Source organism: Arthrobacter sp. PsM3, assembly GCF_030433895.1.
Taxonomy (GTDB): Bacteria; Actinomycetota; Actinomycetes; order Actinomycetales; family Micrococcaceae; genus Arthrobacter.
In genome coordinates this window covers 102013-126832 of record NZ_JARUXE010000002.1, presented here as the reverse complement: position 1 = coordinate 126832, position 24820 = coordinate 102013, and the positions used below count along the sequence as shown (strand labels likewise).

The window sequence follows — 24820 nt, the reverse complement described above, 5'->3', positions numbered from 1 at the left end:
CTCAGACGGGTCAGTTGCGCGGGGTTCTGTCTTGAAAGGACAAAACCATGGCAAAGCAGCTTGCGTTTAACGACGCTGCCCGCCGGTCGCTTGAAGCCGGCATCGATAAGCTCGCCAACACGGTCAAGGTGACGCTTGGCCCCCGCGGCCGCAACGTCGTGCTGGACAAGAAGTGGGGCGCCCCCACAATCACCAACGACGGCGTCACCATCGCCCGTGAAGTCGAGCTGGACGACCCGTACGAGAACCTTGGCGCGCAGCTTGCCAAGGAGGTCGCCACCAAGACCAACGACGTCGCCGGCGACGGCACCACCACCGCCACGGTGCTGGCACAGGCCCTCGTCAAGGAAGGCCTCCGCAACGTTGCGGCCGGCGCCGCCCCGGGCCAGATCAAGCGCGGCATCGAGGTCTCCGTCGAGGCCATCGCCGCCCGCCTGCTCGAAAACGCCCGCCCCGTCGAAGGCACCCAGGTCGCCAACGTCGCCTCCATCTCCGCCCAGAGCGATGAGATCGGCGAACTGCTGGCCGAGGCCTTCGATAAGGTCGGCAAGGATGGTGTGATCACCATCGAGGAATCCTCCACCACGCAGACCGAGCTGGTCCTCACCGAGGGCATGCAGTTCGACAAGGGCTACCTGTCCCCGTACTTCGTCACCGACGCGGAACGCCAGGAAGCTGTCCTCGAAGACGCCCTGATCCTGATCAACCAGGGCAAGATCTCCTCCGTCCAGGACTTCCTGCCGCTGCTGGAAAAGGCGCTGCAGAGCTCCAAGCCGCTGTTCATCATCGCCGAGGACGTCGACGGCGAGGCACTGTCCACGCTGATCGTCAACCGCATCCGCGGCACCCTGAACGTCGTTGCCGTCAAGGCCCCGGGCTTCGGAGACCGCCGCAAGGCCATGCTGCAGGACATCGCCACCCTCACGGGCGCACAGGTTGTCTCGCCGGAACTGGGCCTCAGCCTGGACACGGTCGGCCTTGAGGTGCTGGGCACCGCACGGCGCATCACCGTCACCAAGGACAACACCACGATCGTGGACGGCGCCGGTTCGGCAGAGGACGTCGCAGCCCGGGTTTCCCAGCTGCGCGCCGAGCTCACCCGCACCGACTCCGACTGGGACAAGGAAAAGCTGCAGGAACGCCTGGCCAAGCTGGCCGGCGGCATCGGCGTAATCAAGGTCGGCGCTGCCACCGAGGTTGAGCTGAAGGAAAAGAAGCACCGCATCGAGGACGCAGTGTCCTCGACCCGCGCGGCTCTGGAAGAAGGCATCGTCGCCGGCGGTGGCGCCGCCCTCATCCACGCCCTCAAGGCGCTCGACGAGGACCCTGCCGTCCAGGCCCTCGAAGGTGACGCGGCTGCTGCTGTCGGCATCGTCCGCCGGGCACTGACCCAGCCGCTGCGCTGGATCGCCCAGAACGCCGGCTTCGACGGCTACGTCGTCGTCGCCAAGGTGGCCGAATCCGCCAACAACCAGGGCTTCAACGCCAAGACCGGCGAATACGAAGACCTGATCGCTGCCGGCGTCATCGACCCCGTGAAGGTGACGCGTGCGGCCCTCCGCAACGCGGCTTCCATCGCGGCACTGGTGCTCACCACGGAAACCCTCGTGGTCGAGAAGCCTGCCGACGATGACCAGCACGCGGGCCACCAGCACTAAGGTCCACCCGGACCAGCTTGACGAAAGACCGGACCAGCACCAGCTGGTCCGGTCTTTCTTTGTGTGTGGCCCCGCCGGCGCGGATCAGCTCTCGGGGGAGCCCAGGGCCTTGCGCCGCAGCCGCAGGTCTTCGCCCTGCGGAAGGCGCTTGGTGACGAGCCGGTAGAAAATCAGCACAGCAACTCCGGCCACCACGATTCCCACGAGGTTCAGCCCCAGCTGAAGGGCCGAGCCGGCCGCCTTCTGGTATTCGCCCAGGACCAGCGCCACAGCGACGAAGCCCGCGGCCGGCACCGTCGTCACGGAGATGAAGACCCCGACCAGGGCCGCGGAGCGCCGGCTGATCACGGACAGCATCCCGGCAGTCCCGGCCAGCACGGCAACGATCAGCGAATAAGGCCCCGGGTGATAGATGAACTCGACGGCGGAGCCGCGCTCGAGCACATCCGGGGGAAAGAGGCCAAGCGGCACGGACAGCCACGCTGTGAGCGCTGCCGCCAGCATGGCCACGGGGAAGCCGATGCCGAGCGCCAGGGCAGCACTGCGCCCCAGCGGCCACTGCCGCCGCACCAGGGCCACGGCCAGGGCCGCCAGCGGGCCGAATTCCGGCCCCACCGCCATGGCCCCGACAATGGCGATGGTGGAATCCGTGACAATCCCGATGGCCGCCAGCTGGGTCGCCAGAATCAGGAACGCCAGATAGCTCCAGGTGAGGCGGGAGTCCTCGCCCGTCTGCCGGGACACCTCGTCCCAGATCACGGCATCCGCGCCCTCGCCGGGGGCGTCGGCGGTGGCCTTGTCGGCCCGGTCGGAGAGCACCAACTCCGGCATGCTGACCGAGACCGAGCCCTGTTCCTGGACCTTCAGGGCCTGGAGCTTCTCCACGAGCCGCTCCACCGATTCCCGTGCCAGCAGGACATCGATGATGTCCCCGGGCGGAAGGACGGACGCGCCGCGCTGCCGCGAAACTTCCGCGACGCCAAGCTCGCCGGTGCAGCAGTCCATGACGGCGTCGGACAACTTTTCCGGGACACAAATGCGCAGCTGTGCGATCACGATGCGGCCTCCTCTGGCTCGTTACAGGGTAGCCTCCGGGGCCGCAGATAGCCGCCGGCGGGACGGCTCCCGCGCCTCTGCGATTGGCCAGAAAAAATACGGCTCGGTAACATTGAGGCTTTGGAAACCGGCCTGGAGGGTCACGAGTGTCGAACGAGCGAACCATGGCCACCCCGCAGACTGCGGCGGCGGATGCTCAATCGCGCCCAGAACCGGGCTACCGTCCCGAAGTCCAGGGCCTCCGGGCGCTCGCGGTCCTGATGGTGGTCACTTACCACGTGTGGCTCGGGCGTGTGTCCGGCGGGGTTGACATCTTCCTGCTGATCTCGGCGTTCCTGATGACCCTCAGCTTCGCCCGCAAGGTCGAGGGCGGCAAACCCCTGCGGCTCCTGGGCCACTGGCTCCACCTGCTCAAGCGGCTGCTTCCCGCCGTCGTCGTGGTGATCCTCGGTGTCCTGGCCGGCACCCGGGTGATCCTGCCCGAAAACCGCTGGCCGGACGTGCTGGAGCAGGCCTGGGCGTCCCTGTGGTACCGGCAGAACTGGCTCCTGGCGGACACCGCCGTCGACTACTACGCGCAGGACCACTCCGGGGCCAGCCCGCTGCAGCACTTCTGGTCACTGTCCATCCAGGGCCAGGTCTTCCTGCTGTGGCCGCTGGTCTTTGCCGCCGCTGCCCTGCTGTGGCGGTTCCTGCGCAGGACCGGCTTGGGTGCCCGGGTCAGCTATGCCGCCCTGCTGGCCGCGGCCTTCGGCGCGATCTTCGTGGCGTCCCTGGTGTTTTCCATCGGGCAGACGGCCACCAACCAGTCCTTCGCCTACTTCGACACCCGCACCCGGCTCTGGGAATTCGCACTCGGCTCGCTGCTGGCCCTGGCGCTGCCGCACCTCAAGCCCGGCAAAACGCTGCGGGTTGTCCTCGGCTGGACCGGCCTCGCCGCAGTGCTCTCCTGCGGCCTCCTGCTCACCGTGGACCGCTCCTTCCCCGGCTTCATCGCGCTGTGGCCGACGCTGGCGGCAGCCGCCATCATCGTGGCCGGACAGAGCGGCAGCCGCTTCGGGGTTGACCGCCTTCTGACCTGGAAGCCGCTGGTGGCCCTCGGGGACAACTCCTACGCCCTGTACCTCTGGCACTGGCCGCTGCTGGTGCTGGGCCTCGCCGGGATGGGCATCCCCGCGCCGAACCTGGTCCAGGGCCTGGCGATCGTGGCCGCCTCAATCGTGCTGGCCGTGCTGACCACCCTGTTCGTGGAGAAACCGCTGCGCGAGTGGCACTGGCCGCAGCGCCGGGTCTGGCGCACCGCCGTCGTGATCGCAGCATGCGGCGCGCTGCTGGCCGGGCCGGTGTCCGTGTGGCAGAGCCGGATCCTGGCAGACGAGGCGGCTGCCGCGGCGCAGCCGAAGGAATTGACCCCCGGAGCCGCCGCCCTGTCGCCCGAGAATGCGGGCAAGCCCACGCCGGATGCCAAGATCATCCCGGCTCCGGCCGCGATGAAGAACGAGTGGGCTGACATCGACGGGCTCTGCACGGAAGACAACGTCCCCGGCGACCCGCTGCTGGCCGGATGCCTGCAGAACAGCCGCCCGGACACCGTCACCAAACGCATCGTTGTGCTCGGCGACTCCCACGCCCAGCAGTACATGGCGGCGCTCGGCCCGGTCGCCCGAAGCCACGGCTGGGAGGTCGTCGCCCTCCTCAAGGGCAACTGCCGCTTCGGCGGAGAATCCCCGGAACGGGACGCCGAATGCAACGCCTTCAACCAGGCCAGCGCCAAGTACGTCCTGGACCGCAGGCCCGACGCCGTCTTCACCGTCGCCTCACTGACCCACAAGGATGCACCTTTCGAAACCGAGGTGCCGGACTACCTTGAAGGCATCCAGGCCTTCACCGGCGCCGGCATGGAAGTGGTCGGCATCCGCGACAACCCGCGCTTCAACATGAGCATGCCCGAATGCGTCCAGAAGAACGGGCCCGAGGCCCCGAAGTGCAGGGTGCCGCTGCAGGAATCCCTGGCCGACTCCTCACCTCTGGACGCCTACCGGGGGAGGGTGCCGGGGCTGCACCTGATGGACCTGAGCGACTTCATCTGCGCCGACGCGATCTGCCCGGCCGTCGTCGGGAACGTGTACGTCTACAAAGACGACAACCATCTGACCAAGACGTACGTCCAAAGCATGATCCCCATGTTCGAGCAGCGCCTGCTGGCGGCCACCGGCTGGACCTGACCCGGCGGCGTCACCCGGCCGGTGCCGTTGCTCACATTACTGCCCCGGAATATGGGGATCGCCGCCAAGGTTCTAGTATTTATTCAACACTTCTGCACAGGCCATGCCCGTAATGACGGGCTGGTCATCTGCTGCAACCCCTACCCGTGAAACCCAAAACCCAAGGTAAGAGGCGCACTCATGACCCAGCCCGAACACAACCCCTTCGGCTTCATCGGACTGACCTACGACGACGTCCTGCTGCTGCCCGGCCACACGAATGTCATCCCCTCCGAGGCTGACACCTCCTCCCGGATCTCCAAGCGCATCACCGTGAACACGCCGCTGCTCTCCGCCGCGATGGACACCGTCACCGAATCGCGGATGGCGATCGCCATGGCCCGCCAGGGCGGCCTCGGCGTCGTCCACCGCAACCTCTCCATCGCCGACCAGGCGGACCAGGTGGACCGGGTCAAGCGCAGCGAATCCGGCATGATCACCAACCCGCTGACCATCGGCCCGGAAGCCACCCTGGCCGAACTGGACGAAATCTGCTCACACTACCGGGTCTCCGGGCTGCCCGTTGTGGACGAGGGCATGCGGCTGCTGGGCATCGTCACCAACCGCGACACCCGCTTCGTGCCGGAAGCAGACTTCCCGATCCGGCTGGTCAGCGACGTCATGACCAAGATGCCCCTCGTCACCGGGCACGTCGGCATCAGCCGCGAGGAAGCCTCGCACAAACTGGCGACCAACAAGATCGAAAAGCTCCCGCTCGTTGACGAGCAGGGCCGGCTCAAGGGCCTCATCACCACCAAGGACTTCACCAAGGCCGAGCAGTACCCGCTGGCCACCAAGGACGATGAAGGACGGCTGCGCGTCGGCGCGGCCATCGGGTTCTTCGGCGACGGCTGGGAGCGCGCCATGGCCCTGATCGACGCCGGGGTGGACGCCCTCTTCGTGGACACCGCCAACGGCCACTCCCAGGGCGTTCTGGACATGATCACCCGGCTGAAGTCCGATCCGGTGGCGGCGCACGTGGACATCATCGGCGGCCAGGCCGCCACCCGCGAAGGCGCCCAGGCGCTCATCGACGCCGGTGCCGACGGCATCAAGGTCGGTGTCGGTCCCGGATCCATCTGCACCACCCGCGTGGTCGCCGGCGTCGGCGTCCCGCAGATCACCGCCATCTACGAATCCGCGAAGGCCGCCATCCCGGCGGGCGTACCGCTGATCGCCGACGGCGGGCTGCAGTACTCGGGCGACATCGGCAAGGCACTGGTCGCCGGCGCGGACACCGTTATGCTCGGCTCCCTGCTCGCCGGCTGTGACGAGTCCCCGGGTGACCTGATCTTCGTCAACGGCAAGCAGTTCAAGCTCTACCGCGGCATGGGTTCCCTCGGGGCCATGCAGACCCGCGGCAAGAACACCTCCTACTCCAAGGACCGCTACTTCCAGGCCGACGTCTCCGGCGATGACAAGCTCATCCCGGAGGGCATCGAGGGCCGGGTCGCGTACCGCGGCCCGCTCGCCTCGGTGGCTTACCAGCTGGTGGGCGGCCTCCGCCAGACCATGTTCTACACCGGCGCACCGACCGTGCCGGAACTGAAGGCCCGCGGGAAGTTCGTCCGGATCACGGCCGCCGGACTGAAGGAGTCCCACCCGCACGACATCCAGATGACGGTGGAGGCACCGAACTACGGTTCGCGCTAAACCGCGCCGCCCGGCTCACCCGCAGCAGGGGCCGTTTTGGACCCCCATAACGGCCCGTGCTGCTAGCTGGATGGGCAGGCGGGTGTCCTAGGCTGGAGGCATGTCCGAACTCCTGCCCGCGCGTGAGCCGAAGCGCAAACTGGCGCTAAGGCCCTACGCCCGGGCCGTGGCGCAGGTGCTGCGCGTCAGCTTCCGGGCCTCGCCCGCCGCCGTCGTGATGAAAGTTGCCGGCTCGCTGATTTCGGCGCTGCTGCCGCTGGTCACCACCTACTACGCCTCCCTGACCACCACGGCCCTCGCGGCCGCCTATGCGGGCAACGCCGTGGCAGGGCAGCAGGCGATTGTCTACGTCATCATCACGGCCGCGCTGGGGCTGTTCTGGGGCGCCTTCAGCAGCGTGGACCGCTACATCCAGCAGCTCATGAGCTTCAAGGTCGGCGCGATCGTGGGCGACCTGATGTACGAACGCTTCCTGGCGCTGGATTTCTGGCGCTACGACGACAAAGAAACCGTGGACCTGTACGACCGGGCCAAGCGTTTCTCCGATTCCTACGCCCGGGTCCTGGACCGGATCGCCGCGATCTTCACGCAGCTGGTCTCGGTGCTCCTCGCGATCGGGGCGCTGCTGCTGGTCAGCTGGTGGATTGCCGTGATCGTGCTCGTGGCAATCGTGCCCAGCGTCTACCTGCAGTTCAAGCTCTCCCGCGAGCAGATCGCGCACTGGAACACCCAGATCGACTCCCGCCGGCAGCGCAGGATGATCGAGACCAACCTCCTGCGCCCGCAGCACATCGCCGAGATGCGCCTCTACGGGATCGTCGGGTACCTGATGGGGCTCCGCTCCCGGCTGCGCGACGCGGACGAGCGCCGGCGGCTGGATTTCCAGAAGCGCTACATCCCCAAACAGCTCGCCGCCGATGCCCTGCAGTACGGCGCGGAGGTCGTGTCGCTGATCTGGGTGGTCGGGCAGATCATCGCCCGGGCCCAGCCGGTGGGGCAGTTCCTCTACGTCCAGCAGATCGTCAGCCGGGCCCTGTCCACCGCCAACAGCCTCGTCTCTTCCCTGAGCTCCATCGACGAGGACCTCGCGAACCTCAAGGACTACGAGCTCTTCATGGCGCTGCCGGTGCACTCCGACCACGCGCCGCCGCTGCTGCAGGCGCCCACCACCGTGGAACTGCGCGACATCCGCTTCACCTACACGGGCAGCGAACTGGAGGTCATCAGGGGAATCTCGCTGACCATCCGCGAAGGCCAGCACGTCGCCGTCGTGGGCGAGAACGGCGCCGGCAAGTCCACCCTGATCCGGATCCTCGCCGGGCTCTACCGCCCGGACTCCGGGCAGGTGCTGCTCGACGGCGTCGACCTCGCCGCCGTCGACGTGAAGTCCTGGCACCGCCATCTGGCGGTGCTCAGCCAGGAGTTCCTGAAGTACGAGTTCGCCACCGCGGCGGAGAACATCTTCTTCGGCGACGTCGATGCACCGCGAGACGACGGGCGGATCCGCCGCGCCGCGGCCGACGCGGAGGCCCTGGAGTTCATCAACAAACTGCCCAACGGCCTGGACAACCACGTCAGCAACTGGATGGAGGATCCGCGTGGACGGAAGGGGAGCGGGCTGTCCGGCGGGCAGTGGCAGCGGCTCGCGATGGCCCGGAACTTCTACCGCAATGCCCCGTTCATGGTCATGGACGAGCCGACCTCGGCCATCGACGCGCTCGCGGAGCACCGGATCTTCACCCGGCTCTTCGCCGACCGCAGCAGCACCATCATCGCCATCAGCCACCGGCTCGCCACCATCGAGAAGGCGGACGTCGTCTACATGCTCGAGGACGGCCGGATCGCGGAGCAGGGCACCCACAAGGAACTGGTGGCCCTGCGCGGCCGCTACTTCCGGATGTTCGAATCCCAGCTCGCCGTGGACGACGCAGAGGGGGTCTGAGGAGGCCCGGGCTGGCTTCCGCTGCCGGCTGCCGCCCGGACCACGGTTGTCCTTACCCGCGCCAGGCTGGGCTCCCGGGGAACGCTGCTGAAACCAAACGCGACGGCGGGCCGGATGGCGGACAGGGACCCGGCGTCGCCGCCGCCCCAGCCGACGCTCGCCGAATCGATGCGGTGCAGATCGGTGACCCCGTAATACTCCTGCCGCCCGCCCTTCGCGGAGCCTGCGGTGCGGACCCCGGCGCTGAGCCGGGCCGCGAGCGGGTTGATGTCCAGCACGCGGGTCTCGTCAAAGTTGTAGACGGCAGCGATAAACTCGCTGATCTCGGCGGCCGGGGCCAGCGGGATCCGGTGGCCGGAAGGCAGTTCCACCATGGCGTCACCCCGTAGGACTCCTGCCTGCAGTCCTTTACAGGGGGCCGTAACCCGCGTTGCCCTGTGGGTCGCGCCACATGGCCAGATCGCCCTCCACCGCGGTGCGGAGCCCCGGGTCCGTGTGGATCCTTCGCCGGAAGGACTGCCGGGCCCGTCCCAGGACTACGGACGGGATGAGGATAAAGGCTGCCAGGAGAGCCACGAAGAGTACATACGCGCCGCTCACCGCGGCCAGCGTCGCAGTTCCCCGGGAAGCGATCCCGGGGAAAGCGGTGGCCAGAATGCAGCCCAGAATGATGGCCAGGACGGCCACCATCATGACGCCGCCGCGCGCCGACCCCGGGCCGCGGGCAATGAGGAGCCTGTTGGTATTCGGCAGTGTGCCACGTACCCGCCTCCAGGAGACCAGGCCCAGCACCGTCAAAGCAACGCCCAGCAAGCCCAGGATCAAGACCCAGGCGGGGTTGCCTGACATGGCCGAGACGAAGCCACCGGTCAGGAGCAGGAGGGGCCCGGATCCGATGGCGCTGCTCCAGGCCGCGGCAAGGGTGCCCTGGGCATCAGCCAACTGCCGCAAACGGGAGGGTGCGTTGGGTGGACTGACCCGTGCCAGCTCCGGAGAAGTCCAGTAATCAAGGGGATGCGCAGGCTGGCCGGCGGGGAAAGGAGTTGGAAGGCTCATGTCGGACTACAGACCCAGCCCCTTGCGCAGTCGCTGTTCCAGGTCTTCCGGAAGCAGGGCAGTGGCGGGGAGGTCCTCACCCTCGCCTTCGCGCAGCTCAAGGGAACCATCCGATCCCGCTTTGACGTGGACGGCGCGGAATGAGTCGTCGGCAAGGTGCCTGCGGAGCGTGCCCGCGGCCGGCCGGCCGTCGGGTGCGGTGCCGAGGTAGAAATTCACCATCTCGATGGCAGTAGTGAACATGCCGTCAGCGTTGGTGAGCGGGCGCAGTTCGTGCACGCCGTATTTGCTGAGGCTGAGGATCAGGGCGCCATCGGCGGAACCGAAGAGGAAATAGACGTGTTCAGCCTTGGGAGTGACCAACGCGATTTCCAGCCAGGCGTCCGAACCCGCCAGGGCGGCGGTGACGCTGGTGGCGGGACCGGCCGGAAGGAGACCTTCTCCCTCGATTGTCATGAGCCCACGTTCCAGGAGCGTGGCCACGCCGGCCTGCTCCAGGGGTGCGCCGGCGGCGTGGTCGAGCCTGAACATGCGCTGGCATTTGAGGGCCCCGCTGGTGCCCGCCAAAGCGATCAAGGCAATCAGTTCGTGTTCGGTGATGAGCAGGGGTGCGTCGTCTTGAGTGGTCATAGCAGCCTTTCGGGCGACAGGTCTCGGTTCTTAGTCTAGGGAAGGTGGGCGCTCAGGTGAGCCAGCCCCAGACCTTCTTGGCGCCGTCGGCCACGGCATCGGCTGTGTCTTCGGCGGCATCCCCGATCATCTCCGAGGCGGAACCGTAGCCAAGGTTGCCCGCCAGCAGGCCCAAGCCGCCCCACGCGATGCCGGCAACAGCGAAGAAGGGTCCGGCTCCTGGGATGAAGCTCCCGGCCGCAAGGACGGTGGAGATGCCGCCGTCGATCGCCATCCCGGTGTTGCCGGTGGACAATCCCTGCGTCAGCTGTATCCCACCGGTAACTACGCCCAATCCGCCGGAAAGGCGTCCCAGCATGGATGTCCCGTTGAGAAGCTGGGTTCCCCGGACGTACCCGGCCTCGGCGGCCTGGCCGTACTGTGCGCTGAGCATGGGCCAGTTGGTCAGTTTGGTGACGAGCCCGCCCTTGGCCATGGTGGCCAGCAGATCGTCCGCGTAGAGGCCGGCGCCGGTGACTGCCCCATTGGCGGCCCACCATGGCGAGCTTCCGGCTCCGGAGACGATGCCTTCCAGTCCGGTGGGAGGGCTGTCTCCGGCGGTACCGGGATGTGCCGTCCCGCCGGGCCCGGAACCTGCGCCGCCACCCTGCGTGCTGGCCTCCTGCTGCTCATCGGCCTGCGTGAGAAGGAGTTTGGAGGCATCGATCAGGGACCGCGTCGCTTGGTTGAGCTTGGGGCGCAAAGTGCCGGTCCACTCGATCCGGAAGCGCTCCGCGTCGGCGCCCTTCCATGCAGTGCTGGCGACCAGGCCGTTGATCCTGTGTTCGGTGTCCGACAGGCGCGATCCGGAGAGTCCCATGGATTTTGAAAGTGACCGCAACTGTTCAATATCGGCGCCGTAGAGGCCAGGGGCCATGGGTGGTCCTCCTAGGAGTGGGGTAAGGGCACTCGGCGAGGACCTTTTCCCTCAGGCTATGGGATTCTGCGGGCGGCTGCCATGGGCACCGCTGCCCATGTCATGTCCCCCGCTGCAGTCCCGGGCACATTCCGGCTCCACGGTCCCGCCGGGTCCGTGGCCGGTGGCGCGGCTGGGATAACCTAGAGCAGTGACTTACGAGATTGAAATTGGCCGTGGCAAGCGTGGGCGTCGTGCCTACTCCCTGGATGACATTGCGATCGTCCCCAACCGACGTACCCGTGACCCCAAGGATGTGTCCGTCGCCTGGCAGATCGACGCCTACAAGTTCGACATGCCGGTCATCGCGGCGCCGATGGATTCGGCCATGTCGCCGGAGACGGTGATCGCGCTTGGCCGGCTCGGCGGACTCGGCGTCCTCGACCTCGAAGGCCTCTGGACCCGGTATGAGGACCCGCAGGCCGTACTCGACCAGATCGGCGCGCTCCAGGACGAGACCAACAGCCCGGCCGTCACGCGCCGGATGCAGGAGCTCTACCAGGCGCCGATCCAGCCGGAGCTGATCACCACCAGGCTCGCGGAGATCCGCGCCGCGGGCGTCACCGTTGCCGGCTCCCTCACCCCGCAGCGGACCCAGGAGCACTACAAGACCGTCGTGGCAGCCGGCGTCGACATCTTCGTGATCCGCGGCACCACCGTCTCGGCCGAGCACGTCTCCAAAGACCACGAGCCGCTGAACCTCAAGCAGTTCATCTACGAACTCGACGTCCCCGTGATCGTCGGCGGGGCCGCCGGCTACACACCGGCACTGCACCTCATGCGCACCGGTGCCGCCGGCGTGCTGGTCGGCTTCGGCGGCGGGGCCACAAGCACCACCCGCCGCGCCCTCGGCATCCACTCGCCGATGGCCTCCGCCATCTCCGACGTCGCCGCTGCCCGCCGCGACTATATGGATGAGTCCGGCGGACGCTACGTCCACGTGATCGCCGACGGCGGTATGGGCTCCTCCGGTGACATCGTCAAGGCGATCGCCATGGGCGCCGACGCGGTCATGCTGGGCAGTGCCCTCGCCCGCGCCGAAGAAGCGCCGGGCAAGGGCTGGCACTGGGGCCAGGAGGCGCACCACCTTGAACTTCCCCGCGGCGACAGGGTCAACGTTGGCACCGTCGGAGCCCTCGAGGAGGTTCTCTTCGGGCCGGGCCACCACACCAACGGGACGTCCAACCTGATCGGTGCGCTGCGCCGTTCCATGGCGACCACCGGCTATTCGGACCTGAAGGAATTCCAGCGGGTCGACGTCGTGGTCTCGCCCTACGCCGGCAACTGAAAGCCCCCTGCCCATCCGGGGGAGTTGGAAGTAGTGTGGTGCACTACGAGCGATGATGCTGATGGAGGCGTGACATGAACAGTTTTCCCGGTGGCTCTCCCAAGGCCGGCGGTGCCCTTGGGCCTGCGGAACGCGAAGCTTCACTGGCGGTGCTCAGGGGCACCACCAGCCCGGGCAAGGAACTCGACATCCTGATAGTCGGCGGAGGGATCGTCGGCACCGGCGCCGCCCTGGACGCAGTCACGCGCGGCCTGAGCGTCGGGATTGTCGAGGCCAACGACTGGGCCGCGGGCACCTCCTCGCGCTCCTCGAAGCTCATCCACGGCGGACTCCGCTACCTGGAGATGCTCGACTTCGCCCTGGTCAAGGAGGCGCTGCACGAACGCGGGCTGATCCTCTCGGCGCTCGCCCCGCACCTCGCCCGGCCGGTTCCGTTCCTGTACCCGCTCACCAAGCCCTTCTTCGAACGGCCCTACGTGGGCGCCGGCATTGCCCTGTACGACGCCATGTCCATTTCCACCGGTCAGCGCCGGGGCGTGCCGTTCCACAAGCACCTGAGCCGCAGGGGGACCCTTCGGGCCGCGCCGAGCCTTAAGGACGACGCCTTCGTCGGTTCCATCCGGTACTACGACGGCCAGGTCGACGACGCCAAGTACTGCGCCAACCTGATCCGCACTGCGGCCTACTACGGGGCGCACGCGGTGAACCAGATGTCCGTGGTCGATTTCCTGCGGGAGGGCGAACGCGTGGTGGGTGCCAAGGTGGTCAACCACGAGGACGGTTCCAGGTTCAACATCAAGGCGAAGCAGGTCATCAACGCCACCGGGGTCTGGACCGACGAGACCCAGGCGATGGTCACCGACCGGGGCCAGCTGAAGGTCCGTGCCTCCAAGGGCATCCACCTCGTGGTGCCCCGGGACCGGTTCCAGTCGACCGTGGGGCTGATCCTGCGGACCGAAAAGTCCGTCCTTTTTGTCATCCCCTGGGGCCGGCACTGGATCATCGGCACCACCGACACCGACTGGCACCTCGACAAGGCCCACCCCGCCGCGTCGAGCAAGGACATCGACTACATCCTGGAGCATGTGAACAAGGTCCTGAAACGCCCGCTGACCCGTGAGGACGTCGAAGGCGTCTACGCCGGGCTGCGCCCGCTGCTGGCCGGGGAAAACGACTCCACCGCCAAACTCTCCCGCGAGCACGTGGTGGCCCACCCCGTCCCCGGACTCGTCGTGGTGGCCGGCGGCAAATGGACCACCTACCGGGTCATGGCCAAGGACGCGGTGGACGAGGCGACCCGCAGCATGGACGAACGCGTCCCGCCGAGCTGCACGGAATCCATCCCGCTGCTGGGTGCCAGCGGATTCAAGGCCGCCTGGAACAAACGGAACCGGATGGCCGAGGAGACCGGCGTCCACGTCGCCCGGATCGAACACCTGCTCAACAGGTACGGTTCGATGGCCCCGGAGGTGCTGGCTCTCATCGCGGGGAACCCGGAACTGGCCGAGCCGCTGCCCGGCGCAGACGACTACCTTGCCGCCGAAGCCGTCTACGCCGCCACCCACGAGGGCGCGCGCCACGTGCAGGACGTGCTGACCCGCCGGACCCGGATTTCCATCGAGGCCTGGGACCGCGGTGTGTCCGCCGCGCCGGTAGTAGCTAAACTGATGGGAGATGTCCTCGGCTGGAGCGATGCGCAGCGTGAGGGCGAGATCAAGCATTACCTGGCCAGGGTCGACGCCGAACGGCTCAGCCAGGAGCAGCCGGACGACGAATCCGCTGACGCAGCACGACTGGGCGTCGAGGACATCGTTCCGCTGCGTTGACCGGCAGAGTCCGCCGGCAGCCTCGACCCGAGCCTGCCGGCGGACTGACGCCATTTTGAAGGGATTACTCTTGGCGGAACCATTGGACCGGTATGACGCCGAGCTCACCACCCCCGAAATGGTGATCCTCGAGATGGACGCCACCGACAAGTTCGACGCTGCCAGCCAACTGGCGGAACGGATGCATGCCGCCGGGCGCATCTCCGACCTTGAAGGCTTCCTCAAACACGTCAACGCCCGGGAACACCAGATGGCCACCGGCCTGCCCGGCGGCATCGGCCTGCCCCATGCCCGCAGCGAGTTCGTGTCCCGGACCTCTATCGCCGTCGGCATCACGAAATACGGCAAGGCCCTGGACTTCGGCGCCGCCGACGGGCCCGCCACCGTGGTCCTCCTGATCGCAACCCCGGCGAGCTCCTTCTCCGAGCACCTCGAAGTGCTGGCGACCATCGCCCGGTCGCTGTCGAAGGAAGCCTTCCGCGAATCGCTCCGCCGTGCCTACGACCCCGAAGTGATCGCCGAACTCATCAACTCCAGCCTGGTCTTCTTCGACCACTGAAAAAGTGGGGGCAGGCTCTTGCGCCTTGGCCCCGTCGCCACGAGGCGACCCTGCTGCCCACTTTGGGGGCAGGCCCTGGTCCCACTCTCCGTTTCGTTGTTCTACGCGCCGACGAAGTACGGTTAAGGGGTGCTGAAGACTGCCCTCAAACCCCGCTGGATCGCCGGACTGGTGTTCGCGATCGTCATTTCCGGGGTGTTTGTGCTGCTCAGCCAGTGGCAGTTCGGCCGCTCGACCCAGCCCGAAGTGACGGTCTCCACCATCACCGAGGAGCCCAAACCGCTCACCGCCGTGCTCCGGCCCGGAGATTTCTTCCCCGGATCGGTTGCTGACCAGATCATCACCGCCACCGGCAGCTACGACCCGCAGAAGCAGGTCCTGGTGCCGGGGCGCCTGAACGACGGTGCCAAGGGATTCTGGGTCGTTTCGGCATTGGCTGTGAAGGATGCCCCCGTCCTGACCGGGGCCGGTGCCTCGCCGCAGACCTGGATCCCGGTCGCCCGCGGCTGGGTTGCGGACCCCGCGGATGCCGACGCGCCGCCGTCGGGAACCATTGAACTGACCGGGCGGCTGCTGCCGTCCGAGGCCCCGCTGCCCGGGACCGACGCCGGCCCCGGCCGGGCCAGCGCCGTCTCCGTCGCGGAACTCATCAACATCTGGGAAGTCAGCAGCTACCCCGGCTTCGTTGCCGCGGGCTCCGAGACCTCCGGCGGCAGCGATGTCAGTGCCGCCGCGTCCGGCGGAGCGCTCAAACCGCTGAACGTCGGGCCGCAGCCGTCTGCCGGGAAGGTCAACTGGCTGAACCTCTTCTACGCCGCGGAGTGGGTCGTGTTCGCCGGCTTCGCCCTGTTCATCTGGTGGCGCCTGGTCAAGGACGACTACCGCCGCGGTCTCGAGGACGCCCTCGACGAGGAGGAGGAAGCCGCGGCCCGGCACCTCCCGGAACCTGACCCCAACGAACCGCACCCCTCCGAACCGAAAGTGCAATCATGATCGAGCCCCAGCCGGCCGTCCAGCCGCAGCAGTCCAACGCCACGGGAAGCGCGCGCGGCAAGAAGCGCCGTTTCGGCGGAACCGAGGCGCAGATCCGGTCGGCGTTGAAGTTCTACAAGGTCCTTGCGTACCTGACCGGTTCCATGCTGCTCTTGCTCTGCGCCGAACTGATCGCCCGGTACGCCTTCGGCCAGTACCTCTTCGCCGGCGGAACCAACGCCGTCACCGGCGAGCCGTTCGGCTTCGGATTCGCCGACGCCGAGCCGCCGGGGGTCATCGGCGGCGTGAACGTCTCCATCGCGGTGCTGATCGTGCACGGCTGGATGTACGTCGTGTACCTCATGTCCAACTTCCGCCTGTGGTCGCTGATGCGCTGGCCGTTCTCGAAGATGATCGTCCTGGCGCTCGGCGGCGTGGTGCCGTTCCTGTCCTTCTTCGTGGAAAAGAAGTTCCATGCCGAGGTGGAGGCCGAGCTGGCCGCCAACCCGCAGGCCCCGCAGCGCTACTGAGCCTGCCCCGGACAGCGCCCGGCCGCCCCGGGGCGGCCTCGAGCCGCCGCGGGGGCAGATCAGGGCGCATGCGGACGCCTGATCCGCCCTGATCTGCCCCCGCGGCGTGCCGCTGGCCGACGTCGCGCCCTCCCATGTGAGTTCGCTTACCCGGCGGCCGTTTCAGGCCCCGGGCGGCCTTCTCAATGTGCGGGCGGACGGCGCCGCAAAGTAGGCTAGGACTGTGACTACTCCCTCTGCATCCCAGACGTCCCACAAGCCCGTGCTGGTTGTTGACTACGGTGCCCAGTACGCGCAGCTGATCGCCCGCCGCGTCCGGGAAGCGAACGTGTATTCGGAAGTGGTTCCGCATACCTACAGCACCGAACAACTGCTGGCCAAGAACCCCGCCGCGATCATCCTCTCCGGCGGCCCCGCGAGCGTCTACGCCGAAGGTGCCCCCAGCGTCGGCGCGGAGCTGTTCGACGCCGGTGTGCCGGTCTTCGGCATCTGCTACGGCTTCCAGGCGATGGCCAACGCACTCGGCGGCAAGGTGGCCCAGACCGGTCTCCGCGAGTATGGAGCCACCGAGACCACCACCCTCGGCGAAGGCCGCTCCATCCTGGACGGCATGCCCCAGCACCAGAGCACCTGGATGAGCCACGGCGACTCGGTGCACGAGGCCCCGGAAGGCTTCGAGGTCCTCGCGACGACCGCAGGAGCCGAGGTCGCCGCCTTCGCCAACGAGGAGAAGCGCCTCTACGGTGTGCAGTGGCACCCGGAGGTGAAGCACTCGGCCTATGGCCAGCAGGTGCTGGAGAACTTCCTGTTCAAGGGCGCCGGGCTGGAAGCGAACTGGACCGCGGGGAACATCCTCGAGGAGCAGGTCGACCGGATCCGTGCACAGATCGGCGATGCCCGGGTCATTTGCGGCCTGTCCGGCGGCGTTGACTCCGCTGTGGCCGCCGCCCTGGTCCAGCGCGCCGTCGGCGACCAGCTGACCTGTGTCTTCGTGGACCACGGACTGCTGCGCGAGGGCGAAGCCGAACAGGTCGAACGCGACTTCGTGGCCGCCACCGGCGTCAAGCTCTACGTCGCCAACGAGCAGGAGCGCTTCCAGTCGGCACTGGCCGGCGTCAGCGACCCGGAGACCAAACGCAAGATCATCGGCCGCGAATTCATCCGCGCCTTCGAGGAAGCCGAACTGGCGATCATCGCCGAGGCAGCCGCGCACGGCGAAAAGATCAAGTTCCTGGTGCAGGGGACCCTGTACCCGGACGTCGTGGAATCCGGGGGCGGCGAAGGTGCCGCGAACATCAAGAGCCACCACAACGTGGGGGGCCTGCCGGAGGACCTGCAGTTCGAACTCGTCGAACCGCTGCGCGCCCTGTTCAAGGACGAGGTACGCGCCGTCGGCGCCCAGCTTGGCCTGCCGCAGGAAATTGTCGGACGCCAGCCGTTCCCCGGACCGGGCCTCGGCATCCGGATCGTCGGCGAAGTCACGAAGGAGCGGCTGGACCTGCTGCGCAAGGCAGATGCCATTGCGCGGGCGGAACTGACCGCTGCCGGACTGGACAACGAGGTCTGGCAGATGCCGGTTGTCCTGCTGGCCGATGTCCGCAGCGTCGGCGTCCAGGGCGACGGCCGCACCTACGGCCACCCGATCGTGCTGCGTCCCGTATCGTCCGAAGACGCCATGACCGCGGACTGGTCGCGGCTGCCCTACGATCTGTTGGCCAGGATCTCCAACCGCATCACCAACGAGGTGGACGGTGTGAACCGCGTGGTGCTCGACGTGACCAGCAAACCGCCGGGAACCATCGAGTGGGAGTAGCCTGGTAACAGGCAGGGAAATGGCCGGCCTCCTGTGGGGGACGGCCATTTTGCGTCTGCCCGGGTCTTCCCGGAAGGGATTCGGACAGGGCATTGGCCAGGGACGGCGATCCTGTTAATTCCCGTTGAATTTGGGTCCCGCCAGTGTTGCGGCGCCTCACCGGGACCGGATTCGGGCTACCCTCGAAAGCATGCCGGTATGGTCCAGGACGTCCCGCGCGGGCACGGATAACGTGAGCAAAGTAAACGCGAGCACAGAAAAGAAGGCAGCAGTGTCAGTTGGTCAAGGCCACCCCGAGGGCTCCGAGGAGCTCAGGAAATGGCTGTCGGGGCTCAAGCCCGTCACCGGAGCAGACACCATGCTGCGCTTTACCAAAACGCCTGAGGGCTCCATCGATCTGACGCATGCCCATCCCTCGGGCCTGGCGCAGTTGATGGCCGGCCGGCGCACCCGGCTCTCCACCCTGATCCGTGATCACCAGCAGTACGTCGTCGCCGCCCGTGCCTCCCGCAACCTGCGGTCCAAGATCTTCGAGCTCACCAACGACCGCGGCATCGATGCCGGATACTTCTCGGCGGGCACCGTCGTCTGGACCTCCGCCGTCGGAGGCAAACCCCAGCGCGTCTCGGCCCCCGTCATGCTGACGGCCATCTCGCTCACGGTCCGCCCCGGCGAGGACGACTACGAACTGCAGCTGACCGAACAGGCCAAGATCAACCCTGCCCTGGTCCGGCACCTGAAGACCGTCCACGGGATCGTCTTCGACGTCAACGCCGTCACCCGCATGGCGTACAGCACCGCCCGGTTCGATCCGCAGCCGGTCCTTGACCGCCTCGGCACGCTCATCCAGCCGATCCATGGCGCCGAGGTCGAGCACAACCTCCTGGTCTCCACCTTCGCCGACCTGTCCGGGAGCCTTGAGGATCCGTGGATCAACGGGAACCATCCCCTCGTGGCCGCGCTGGCGCGTGCCGCCGACGGCGGTGCGGTGGAGGTTGCTGAGCTCAAGCCCGGGCGCTTCCCCAGCACCGACGCGCGGGATCCCGCCGACGAACTGCTGCTGCTCGACGCCGACACCGACCAGCAGTACGTCGTCGACGCCGTCCGCGCCGGGGACTCCCTCGTGGTCAGCAGCCCGCCGGGCACCGGCCAGACCCAGACCGCCATCAACACCATCGGCGCCCTCGTCGACCAGGGCAAAACCGTCCTGGTCGTGGGGGACCGGCGTGCCAGCCTGGGTGAGATCTCCGCGCAGCTGGACACCCTCGGGTTGGACTCCACCCTGTTCCAGCTCGCCGGCAACGCCACTCCACTGCAGCTCAAGGGCCAGCTGGTCCGGGCCATCGTGCGCAACGAGAAATCCCTCGAGCCGCAGCTCAGCAACCTGCACACCACACTGATCGAGCACCGCCACGCCCTTCGGGACCACGTCGCCTCACTGCACAACGTCCGCCAACGCTGGGGCTGCTCGCCGTACGAGGCCATGCAGTCGCTGGCCGGGCTGACCTCCCTCCAGCCTGCACCGGCCACCACCGTGCGGCTCAAGCGCAGCGTGCTGGACAGCATCCGGGACCGCGAGGAACTGGCCGACCGGCTCCGCCGGGCAGCCGAGCTGGGAAGCTTCAGCCGGGCCTCGACGATGAGCCCCTGGCACGGCGCCCGCCTGCTGACCCGCAAGGAGACCCAGGAGGCCCAGCAGGTCGCCCGCTCCGTAGCCGGCAAGCTGCCTGAACTGCGCAACCGGATGAACGGCGTCGCCGAACATGCCGAGATCCGCCTGGGCCGCACCTTCGCTGAGTGGGGCGACCAGGTTGAACTGCTGGTCGCAGTGCGCGAAAGCCTCGACAAATTCACCCCGGACATTTTTGACCGTCCGGTCCACGACCTCATCTCCGCCACCGCGGCCTCCTCCTGGCGCCGGGAACGGAGCATCGAGATGCCGTCCATGCAGCGCTCCCGCCTGCGCCGGGTGGCGAAGGAATACGTCCGCCCGGGCGTCCACATCGCCGACCTGCACAGCTCCCTGGTCCTCGTCCAGGAGCAGCGGGCCGCGTGGGCCGACTACGCCACGACGCAGCGCCATCCGGCCGTCCCGTCCGGCCTCGGGGAAATCATTTCCCTGTACCGCGAGCTGGAAGCGGAACTTGCCGAGCTGGGCCAGGCCGTCAGGCACACCGCGGCAGGCGGAGACCTGCACGGCACACCCTACGAAGAACTCATGGAGCGGCTGGAACGGCTGGTTGCCGACACCGGCACGCTTGAGACCCTGCCGGAGCGCACGCTCCTGGTGGAGAACATGCGCGAGCATGGCCTCGGTGAACTCCTCGCCGATCTCGCCGAGCGCGAGGTGCCGGCGGACTCCGTGGCTACGGAGCTTGAGCTCGCCTGGTGGCAGTCGGCGCTGGAAGCCATGATCAGCGGCGACGATTACCTGGCCATGTCCGACGGCGACGCCCTGCGCCAGCTCGAAGCCGAGTACCGCCTCGCGGACAACGCCCACATCGCCAGCGGTGCCGCCCGGCTGCGCTGGAATCTTGCCGAACGCTGGCGGGCGGCTCTCGCGGAGCACCCGCGCCAGACCGAACTGCTGCGCAGCCTGCTCAAGGACGGTCGGGTCACGCTGGCGGCGCTGACCGGTCAGGCCGCGGAACTGCTGCCGATGCTGGTTCCGGTGTGGTCGGTCAGCCCCTATCTCCTGACCGCGGTCTTGCCGGTGGAGCAGCGGTTCGACGCCGTTGTCATCCTCGACGCCGAGGCGACTTCGCTGCAGGCTGTCCTGCCGGCCATCGCCCGGGCCCGGCAGGTCATTGCCTTCGGTGACGACCGGATCGCCAGCCCGCGGACCTTCACGGTCAGTGTGGAGCGGCTTGCCGCCGGCGAGAGCTCCCACCAGGGCGTGGAGAGCGCGTACAAGGCGCTGGCCTCGGTGCTGCCCGTCTGGAGCCTGAAGACCATCTACCGCGCCGTTGACGAAGACCTCGTGCGGCAGCTGAGCAGGAGCTTCTACGACGGCGGACTGCGCCGGCTGCCGGAGGGCCAGTCCGCTACCGGGCTGGACCGTGCCTTGACGGTGGAGTACCTGCCCGACGGCACCGGACTCCCCAGCGCGGACCAGGACGGCGTCGAATCCGTGGTCGCCGAGGTGAACCGGGCGGTGGAGCTTGTCTTCGAACACGCACGGCTCCGGCCCCGCACATCCCTGGCCGTGGTGACCGGGAGCCTCCGGCACGCAGCCCGGATCGGCGAGTCCATCCGGCTGCAGCTGCCCAACTATCCGCTGCTGGCCAGCTTCTTCACCGCCGGGGACGAATCTTTCCGGGTGGTGGACCTGGAACGAGCCCAGGGTTTGGTCCGCGATCATGTGATCTTTTCACCGGGCTACGGCCGCACCCCGCACGGGCGCGCGCTGCACAATCTGGGTCCGCTGTCCGCGGATGGCGGACGGGCCAAGTTTGCCCTCGCTATGACGAGGGCGCGCCGGTCGCTGTACGTGCTGAGCTGCTTCCGTCCCGAGGACCTCGACGTGACCCGGCTGAGCCACGGCGCGGTGGACTTCTATGAGCTGCTGGACCGGGAAATCGCGGGCAACTCCAATCTCGGCAGCCCGGCTTCGCGGGCGGCTGCCAGCGAGCAGGCGCTGGGAGCTGACCCCCTCGTGGCGGATCTCGGCGACCGGCTGCGGGCAAGGGGTGCCCGGGTCTGGCACCAGTACGACGGCGCCCTGAACATGGTGGCCGCGGCCGATCCGCTGAGCACCCTCGGGCAGGACGACGCCGAGATTCCCCGGCCGGTGGCGATTGAGTCCGACGGCACCGAACAGTACCGCCGGCTGACCGTCCGTGAACGCAGCAGGCTCCGTCCGCAGCTCCTGGAGCGACTGGGCTGGCGCTACATGCCACTATGGACCATAGAGGTCTTCACCGATCCTTCGGCCTGCGCCGACCGCATCGGCGGATACCTGGGGCTGGAAAAGCCGGCCGTGACGCACCGCCAGCCGGCTTCGCCGGGATTCTTCGACGACGACGTTGAGAACCTGGCCGTCAACGAAGCGCAGGCCTTTGACGGTCGGACCGCTTCGGGACAGCCGGACAGCGCGCATCAGGACAGAACAGATCAGGGCAGTAAGGAGGCCGGCGGCATGAATGCTGACGGTGACACCCGGGACAACGACGACGTGCAGAATGGCGCCGGGGTCCAAAACGACGACGGGGTCCGGAACGACGGCGGGGTTCAGAACAGTGCCGAGGCCCAGAACGACGGCTCCCGGGAGGACGCCAGGGACGGCACACCCGCCGTGCCTTCCCCGGTCCCGGCCGGCGTGCTGCCGAACAAGGCCGCTGAAGACGACCCGCGGCGCTGGGGCGATGAGCCGGGCGGCTACGACCACGACTCCTGGCTTGAAGAACAGAAACCCCCGCACTGGGGCTAGTCGTTCCGGCCCTGCCCAGGGCCGGGTGATACTGCACCGCCCGGGCCCTGCCGCGCGCCAGGGTGATACTGCACCGCTTCGGAGCGGGCTTTCCGGCGGTCTCCGCCGGGTAGCAGCCTAGCCAGGGGCGGCCCCAACCAGAACGAAGAACAGCTTTCCCTGGGTGGAGGCACCGGCGAGACGGTGCGCCTGCTCGGCATCGGCAGCCACGACCAGGAGGCCCTCGGTTTCCCCGGTGGCCAGCCATGGGCCGGCCCCGCCGCCGTGCCCGGACGTCCACAGCACCGGCACCGCCGCGGCGAGCACCTGGGATACCGCTGGTTGGTCAAAACCGTTGCCGTTGGTCATCACCACATTGACGAGCTGTCCGGGGGATAGCAGCTGGATTGAGGCGGGATCTGACATCCGCAGCGGCACGGCGGCCGATCCCGGCGGACTTCCCGCCAGCAGCCCGGGCCCCAGGAGCTGGGAGTCGGAAAGCAGCTGGCCCTTGCGGAGTGCCACAGCCAACTGCTGGCCCCGCAGGGAATCGGTGCCGCCATAGCTGCCCGCGGGTACGAGGTCGCGGGGCACGCTCAGAACCGTCAGATCATCCGGGACGAGTGTTTTCCCGGCTGGAAGGTCCCGTGCCGCGGCGAACGCCGGCACCGTGTCGGCCGGGGCCGGAGTCAGCTGCTGCACCGTGAGACCGGCAGCGACGCACAGCAGCAGCGCCACCGCCAGCCGCCGGTGCCGGTTCAGCCAACGGACCAGTTGACGGGACGGCCGGCCGGCGCATCCTGGTCCGTGCGGAGGGCTTCCGGAGGTCGGCCCCCGTGCGCGGCGCCTGGCGGAACGGCCGATCCTACGAACAGTAGAATGGCGCAAGGCACCGCGAAAAAAGACGCACTGGGATGCCGCGGGGATGGTGCCGACGGGCGGGGCGAACGGTGCAAGAGTGGCCATAGCCCGACGCTACGCATCGGCGCGGAGACAGTGCAGGTGTCGTTGCGGCTATGTGGGAAAATCTGCCCGGAGATGCAGCAGCCTGCGCAGGCAGCAGGCAGCATCTTGCGGCAGGCGACAGAGCACGGGTCGGCGGCAGGCCGCGCAGGCGGTTCCTAGCTTGCGGAAGCGGCGGCGGGGGCCGGAGTTGCTGCCGGCGCGGGAGCCGGGGCCGGGGAGACGGTGCTGCCCTTAGCGGCGCGGGAGTCAGTCCGGTAGAAGCCGGAACCCTTGAAGACGACGCCGACGCTGTTGAACTTCTTGCGCAGGGTCCCCTGGCACTCCGGGCAGGACGTGAGGGAGCTGTCGGTGAACGACTGCACGATCTCGAAGGCGTGGCTGCAGTCCTTGCAGGCGTATGCATACGTGGGCACTGGAAATCCTCCTCTGGGACAAACGAGCAGGTCCCGTGCTGTGCGGTCAGGATCTCCGCCGATTTGGTGATAGCGGAATCCGTCCCTTAGCAGTCGCAGGGCCTGAGTGCTAATTCTATCACCCCCGCCGGGCGCCCACCTTGAGCCCTATCGCTGCAGTCGGAGCAGACCGGCCGGCGTCAATGCTGCCGCCACCTTCCGGTCGAAGGACTCTGCCGGGATGCTGCCGGCCGGCAGCACCTCGGTGTCGTACACGACGGCGGCGCTCGGCAGCGACGGCAGCGGCCCGCCGTCGGACGCTGGAGTCCCGGCAGGGATGACGGAAGCCAGGGCAGCCAGGAACTTGTCGTAATAGCCGCCGCCCTGGCCGATCCGGTTGCCGGAAAAGTCGACGGCGGTGGCCGGCAGGATGATGCCGTCGGCGTGCCGCATAACGGCTGTGTCGTGGCGTTCCCCGGCGGGCTCCAGGATCGGCGCGTAGCGGCTCCGGACGAACTCGGAGGCCGGCGTCCAGTACACCCAGCTCAGCGCCAGCCCGGGTTCGCAGACCGGCAGCAGGATCCGGTGCCCGGCCCCGTGCAGCGCCGTCAGCAGGTCCAGGGTGGGCGGCTCGGAACCCACGCCAAGATAGGCGGCGAACATGCCTGGGGTGCCGCGGGTCAGCTCTGTTGCCCAGGCGAGTCCGTGCCGTGCGATGCCCGCCCCGGCGATCTGCAGCGCGGCCGGCGTCACTAGGGCACGCCGCGCCCGATGGCTGGCCCGGATCTCTTCCTTCGACGCCATGATGCCCCGTCCCTTGTGTCATGCGGTCCCGGGAAGCAGCGGCTCCTG

The 24820-nt window shown here is 68.0% G+C and carries 19 protein-coding genes; 11 read left to right on the top strand and 8 right to left on the bottom strand.

The window, feature by feature from the left end; translation table 11 throughout:
* Window positions 1–47 precede the first annotated feature (47 nt).
* Complete coding sequence (groL, locus tag QCD75_RS01500) at window positions 48–1658, top strand: chaperonin GroEL (RefSeq protein WP_226762074.1); 1611 nt, start codon at window positions 48–50, stop codon at window positions 1656–1658.
* Between the two features lie 84 nt (window positions 1659–1742).
* On the opposite strand, the gene QCD75_RS01495 is transcribed toward groL, so the two are convergent.
* Window positions 1743–2714: a DUF389 domain-containing protein gene (locus QCD75_RS01495; RefSeq protein WP_301224982.1), complete on the bottom strand. Its 972-nt coding sequence runs from the start codon at window positions 2712–2714 to the stop codon at window positions 1743–1745.
* Window positions 2715–2878: 164 nt separating this feature from the next.
* Here QCD75_RS01495 and QCD75_RS01490 point away from each other — a divergent pair, with 164 nt between their 5' ends.
* The 3 genes from QCD75_RS01490 (at window position 2879) to QCD75_RS01480 (ending at window position 8573) form a co-directional block, all read left to right on the top strand.
* Window positions 2879–4939, top strand: a complete 2061-nt coding sequence (locus tag QCD75_RS01490) for an acyltransferase family protein (protein ID WP_301225109.1) — start codon at window positions 2879–2881, stop codon at window positions 4937–4939.
* A 180-nt stretch (window positions 4940–5119) separates the two neighbouring features.
* On the top strand, window positions 5120–6631 hold the full coding sequence (gene guaB, locus QCD75_RS01485; RefSeq protein WP_301224980.1) for an IMP dehydrogenase: 1512 nt from the start codon (window positions 5120–5122) through the stop codon (window positions 6629–6631).
* Window positions 6632–6731: 100 nt separating this feature from the next.
* Window positions 6732–8573 carry an ABC transporter ATP-binding protein gene (locus QCD75_RS01480; RefSeq protein WP_301224978.1) on the top strand — a complete coding sequence of 614 codons (1842 nt, stop codon included), beginning with the start codon at window positions 6732–6734 and terminating at the stop codon, window positions 8571–8573.
* Here the strand turns inward: QCD75_RS01480 and QCD75_RS01475 are convergent.
* The 4 genes from QCD75_RS01475 to QCD75_RS01460 all read right to left on the bottom strand — a co-directional run bounded on the left by QCD75_RS01475 (window position 8519) and on the right by QCD75_RS01460 (window position 11175).
* On the bottom strand, window positions 8519–8947 hold the full coding sequence (locus tag QCD75_RS01475; protein WP_301224976.1) for a hypothetical protein: 429 nt from the start codon (window positions 8945–8947) through the stop codon (window positions 8519–8521). The two genes, QCD75_RS01480 and QCD75_RS01475, sit on opposite strands and share 55 nt — an antisense overlap.
* A 34-nt stretch (window positions 8948–8981) precedes the next feature.
* Window positions 8982–9515 (bottom strand): hypothetical protein, encoded by a 534-nt coding sequence (locus QCD75_RS01470; protein ID WP_301224974.1) that lies wholly within the window; start codon window positions 9513–9515, stop codon window positions 8982–8984.
* 120 nt (window positions 9516–9635) lie between these two features.
* Window positions 9636–10259: a hypothetical protein gene (locus tag QCD75_RS01465; protein WP_301224972.1), complete on the bottom strand. Its 624-nt coding sequence runs from the start codon at window positions 10257–10259 to the stop codon at window positions 9636–9638.
* A gap of 52 nt (window positions 10260–10311) precedes the next feature.
* Window positions 10312–11175 carry a hypothetical protein gene (locus QCD75_RS01460; protein ID WP_301224970.1) on the bottom strand — a complete coding sequence of 288 codons (864 nt, stop codon included), beginning with the start codon at window positions 11173–11175 and terminating at the stop codon, window positions 10312–10314.
* 190 nt (window positions 11176–11365) lie between these two features.
* On the opposite strand from QCD75_RS01460, the gene QCD75_RS01455 reads away from it, so the two are divergent.
* From QCD75_RS01455 to QCD75_RS01425, 7 genes are all read left to right on the top strand, one after another.
* The gene (locus tag QCD75_RS01455; protein ID WP_226762066.1) at window positions 11366–12502 is read left to right on the top strand and encodes a GuaB3 family IMP dehydrogenase-related protein; all 1137 of its coding nucleotides are present in this window, start codon (window positions 11366–11368) and stop codon (window positions 12500–12502) included.
* A 74-nt stretch (window positions 12503–12576) separates the two neighbouring features.
* On the top strand, window positions 12577–14328 hold the full coding sequence (locus tag QCD75_RS01450; protein WP_301224968.1) for a glycerol-3-phosphate dehydrogenase/oxidase: 1752 nt from the start codon (window positions 12577–12579) through the stop codon (window positions 14326–14328).
* A 70-nt stretch (window positions 14329–14398) separates the two neighbouring features.
* On the top strand, window positions 14399–14887 hold the full coding sequence (locus QCD75_RS01445; protein WP_301224966.1) for a PTS sugar transporter subunit IIA: 489 nt from the start codon (window positions 14399–14401) through the stop codon (window positions 14885–14887).
* A 129-nt stretch (window positions 14888–15016) separates the two neighbouring features.
* Window positions 15017–15880 (top strand): SURF1 family protein, encoded by an 864-nt coding sequence (locus tag QCD75_RS01440; protein ID WP_301224964.1) that lies wholly within the window; start codon window positions 15017–15019, stop codon window positions 15878–15880.
* A complete protein-coding gene (locus tag QCD75_RS01435; RefSeq protein WP_301224962.1) occupies window positions 15877–16389 on the top strand; it encodes a DUF3817 domain-containing protein in 513 nt (170 codons plus the stop codon). Before QCD75_RS01440 ends, QCD75_RS01435 begins: the two co-directional genes overlap by 4 nt.
* 223 nt (window positions 16390–16612) lie before the next feature.
* The gene (gene guaA / locus QCD75_RS01430) at window positions 16613–18202 is read left to right on the top strand and encodes a glutamine-hydrolyzing GMP synthase (RefSeq protein WP_301224960.1); all 1590 of its coding nucleotides are present in this window, start codon (window positions 16613–16615) and stop codon (window positions 18200–18202) included.
* 271 nt (window positions 18203–18473) lie between these two features.
* Complete coding sequence (locus QCD75_RS01425; protein ID WP_301224958.1) at window positions 18474–22631, top strand: AAA family ATPase; 4158 nt, start codon at window positions 18474–18476, stop codon at window positions 22629–22631.
* A gap of 117 nt (window positions 22632–22748) precedes the next feature.
* On the opposite strand, the gene QCD75_RS01420 is transcribed toward QCD75_RS01425, so the two are convergent.
* The 3 genes from QCD75_RS01420 to QCD75_RS01410 all read right to left on the bottom strand — a co-directional run bounded on the left by QCD75_RS01420 (window position 22749) and on the right by QCD75_RS01410 (window position 24772).
* Window positions 22749–23339 (bottom strand): RcpC/CpaB family pilus assembly protein, encoded by a 591-nt coding sequence (locus tag QCD75_RS01420; protein WP_441005425.1) that lies wholly within the window; start codon window positions 23337–23339, stop codon window positions 22749–22751.
* Between the two features lie 392 nt (window positions 23340–23731).
* The gene (locus QCD75_RS01415) at window positions 23732–23989 is read right to left on the bottom strand and encodes an FmdB family zinc ribbon protein (protein ID WP_301224956.1); all 258 of its coding nucleotides are present in this window, start codon (window positions 23987–23989) and stop codon (window positions 23732–23734) included.
* A gap of 147 nt (window positions 23990–24136) precedes the next feature.
* On the bottom strand, window positions 24137–24772 hold the full coding sequence (locus tag QCD75_RS01410; RefSeq protein ID WP_301224954.1) for a 5-formyltetrahydrofolate cyclo-ligase: 636 nt from the start codon (window positions 24770–24772) through the stop codon (window positions 24137–24139).
* Between the last annotated feature and the right edge of the window lie 48 nt (window positions 24773–24820).

Coding starts and splice junctions, on each gene's coding strand:
- groL (WP_226762074.1), top strand. CDS start 48: ATGGCAAAGCAGCTTGCGTTTAACGACGCTGCCCGCCGGTCGCTTGAA.
- QCD75_RS01490 (WP_301225109.1), top strand. CDS start 2,879: ATGGCCACCCCGCAGACTGCGGCGGCGGATGCTCAATCGCGCCCAGAA.
- guaB (WP_301224980.1), top strand. CDS start 5,120: ATGACCCAGCCCGAACACAACCCCTTCGGCTTCATCGGACTGACCTAC.
- QCD75_RS01480 (WP_301224978.1), top strand. CDS start 6,732: ATGTCCGAACTCCTGCCCGCGCGTGAGCCGAAGCGCAAACTGGCGCTA.
- QCD75_RS01475 (WP_301224976.1), bottom strand. CDS start 8,947: ATGGTGGAACTGCCTTCCGGCCACCGGATCCCGCTGGCCCCGGCCGCC.
- QCD75_RS01465 (WP_301224972.1), bottom strand. CDS start 10,259: ATGACCACTCAAGACGACGCACCCCTGCTCATCACCGAACACGAACTG.
- QCD75_RS01460 (WP_301224970.1), bottom strand. CDS start 11,175: ATGGCCCCTGGCCTCTACGGCGCCGATATTGAACAGTTGCGGTCACTT.
- QCD75_RS01450 (WP_301224968.1), top strand. CDS start 12,577: ATGAACAGTTTTCCCGGTGGCTCTCCCAAGGCCGGCGGTGCCCTTGGG.
- QCD75_RS01435 (WP_301224962.1), top strand. CDS start 15,877: ATGATCGAGCCCCAGCCGGCCGTCCAGCCGCAGCAGTCCAACGCCACG.
- QCD75_RS01410 (WP_301224954.1), bottom strand. CDS start 24,772: ATGGCGTCGAAGGAAGAGATCCGGGCCAGCCATCGGGCGCGGCGTGCC.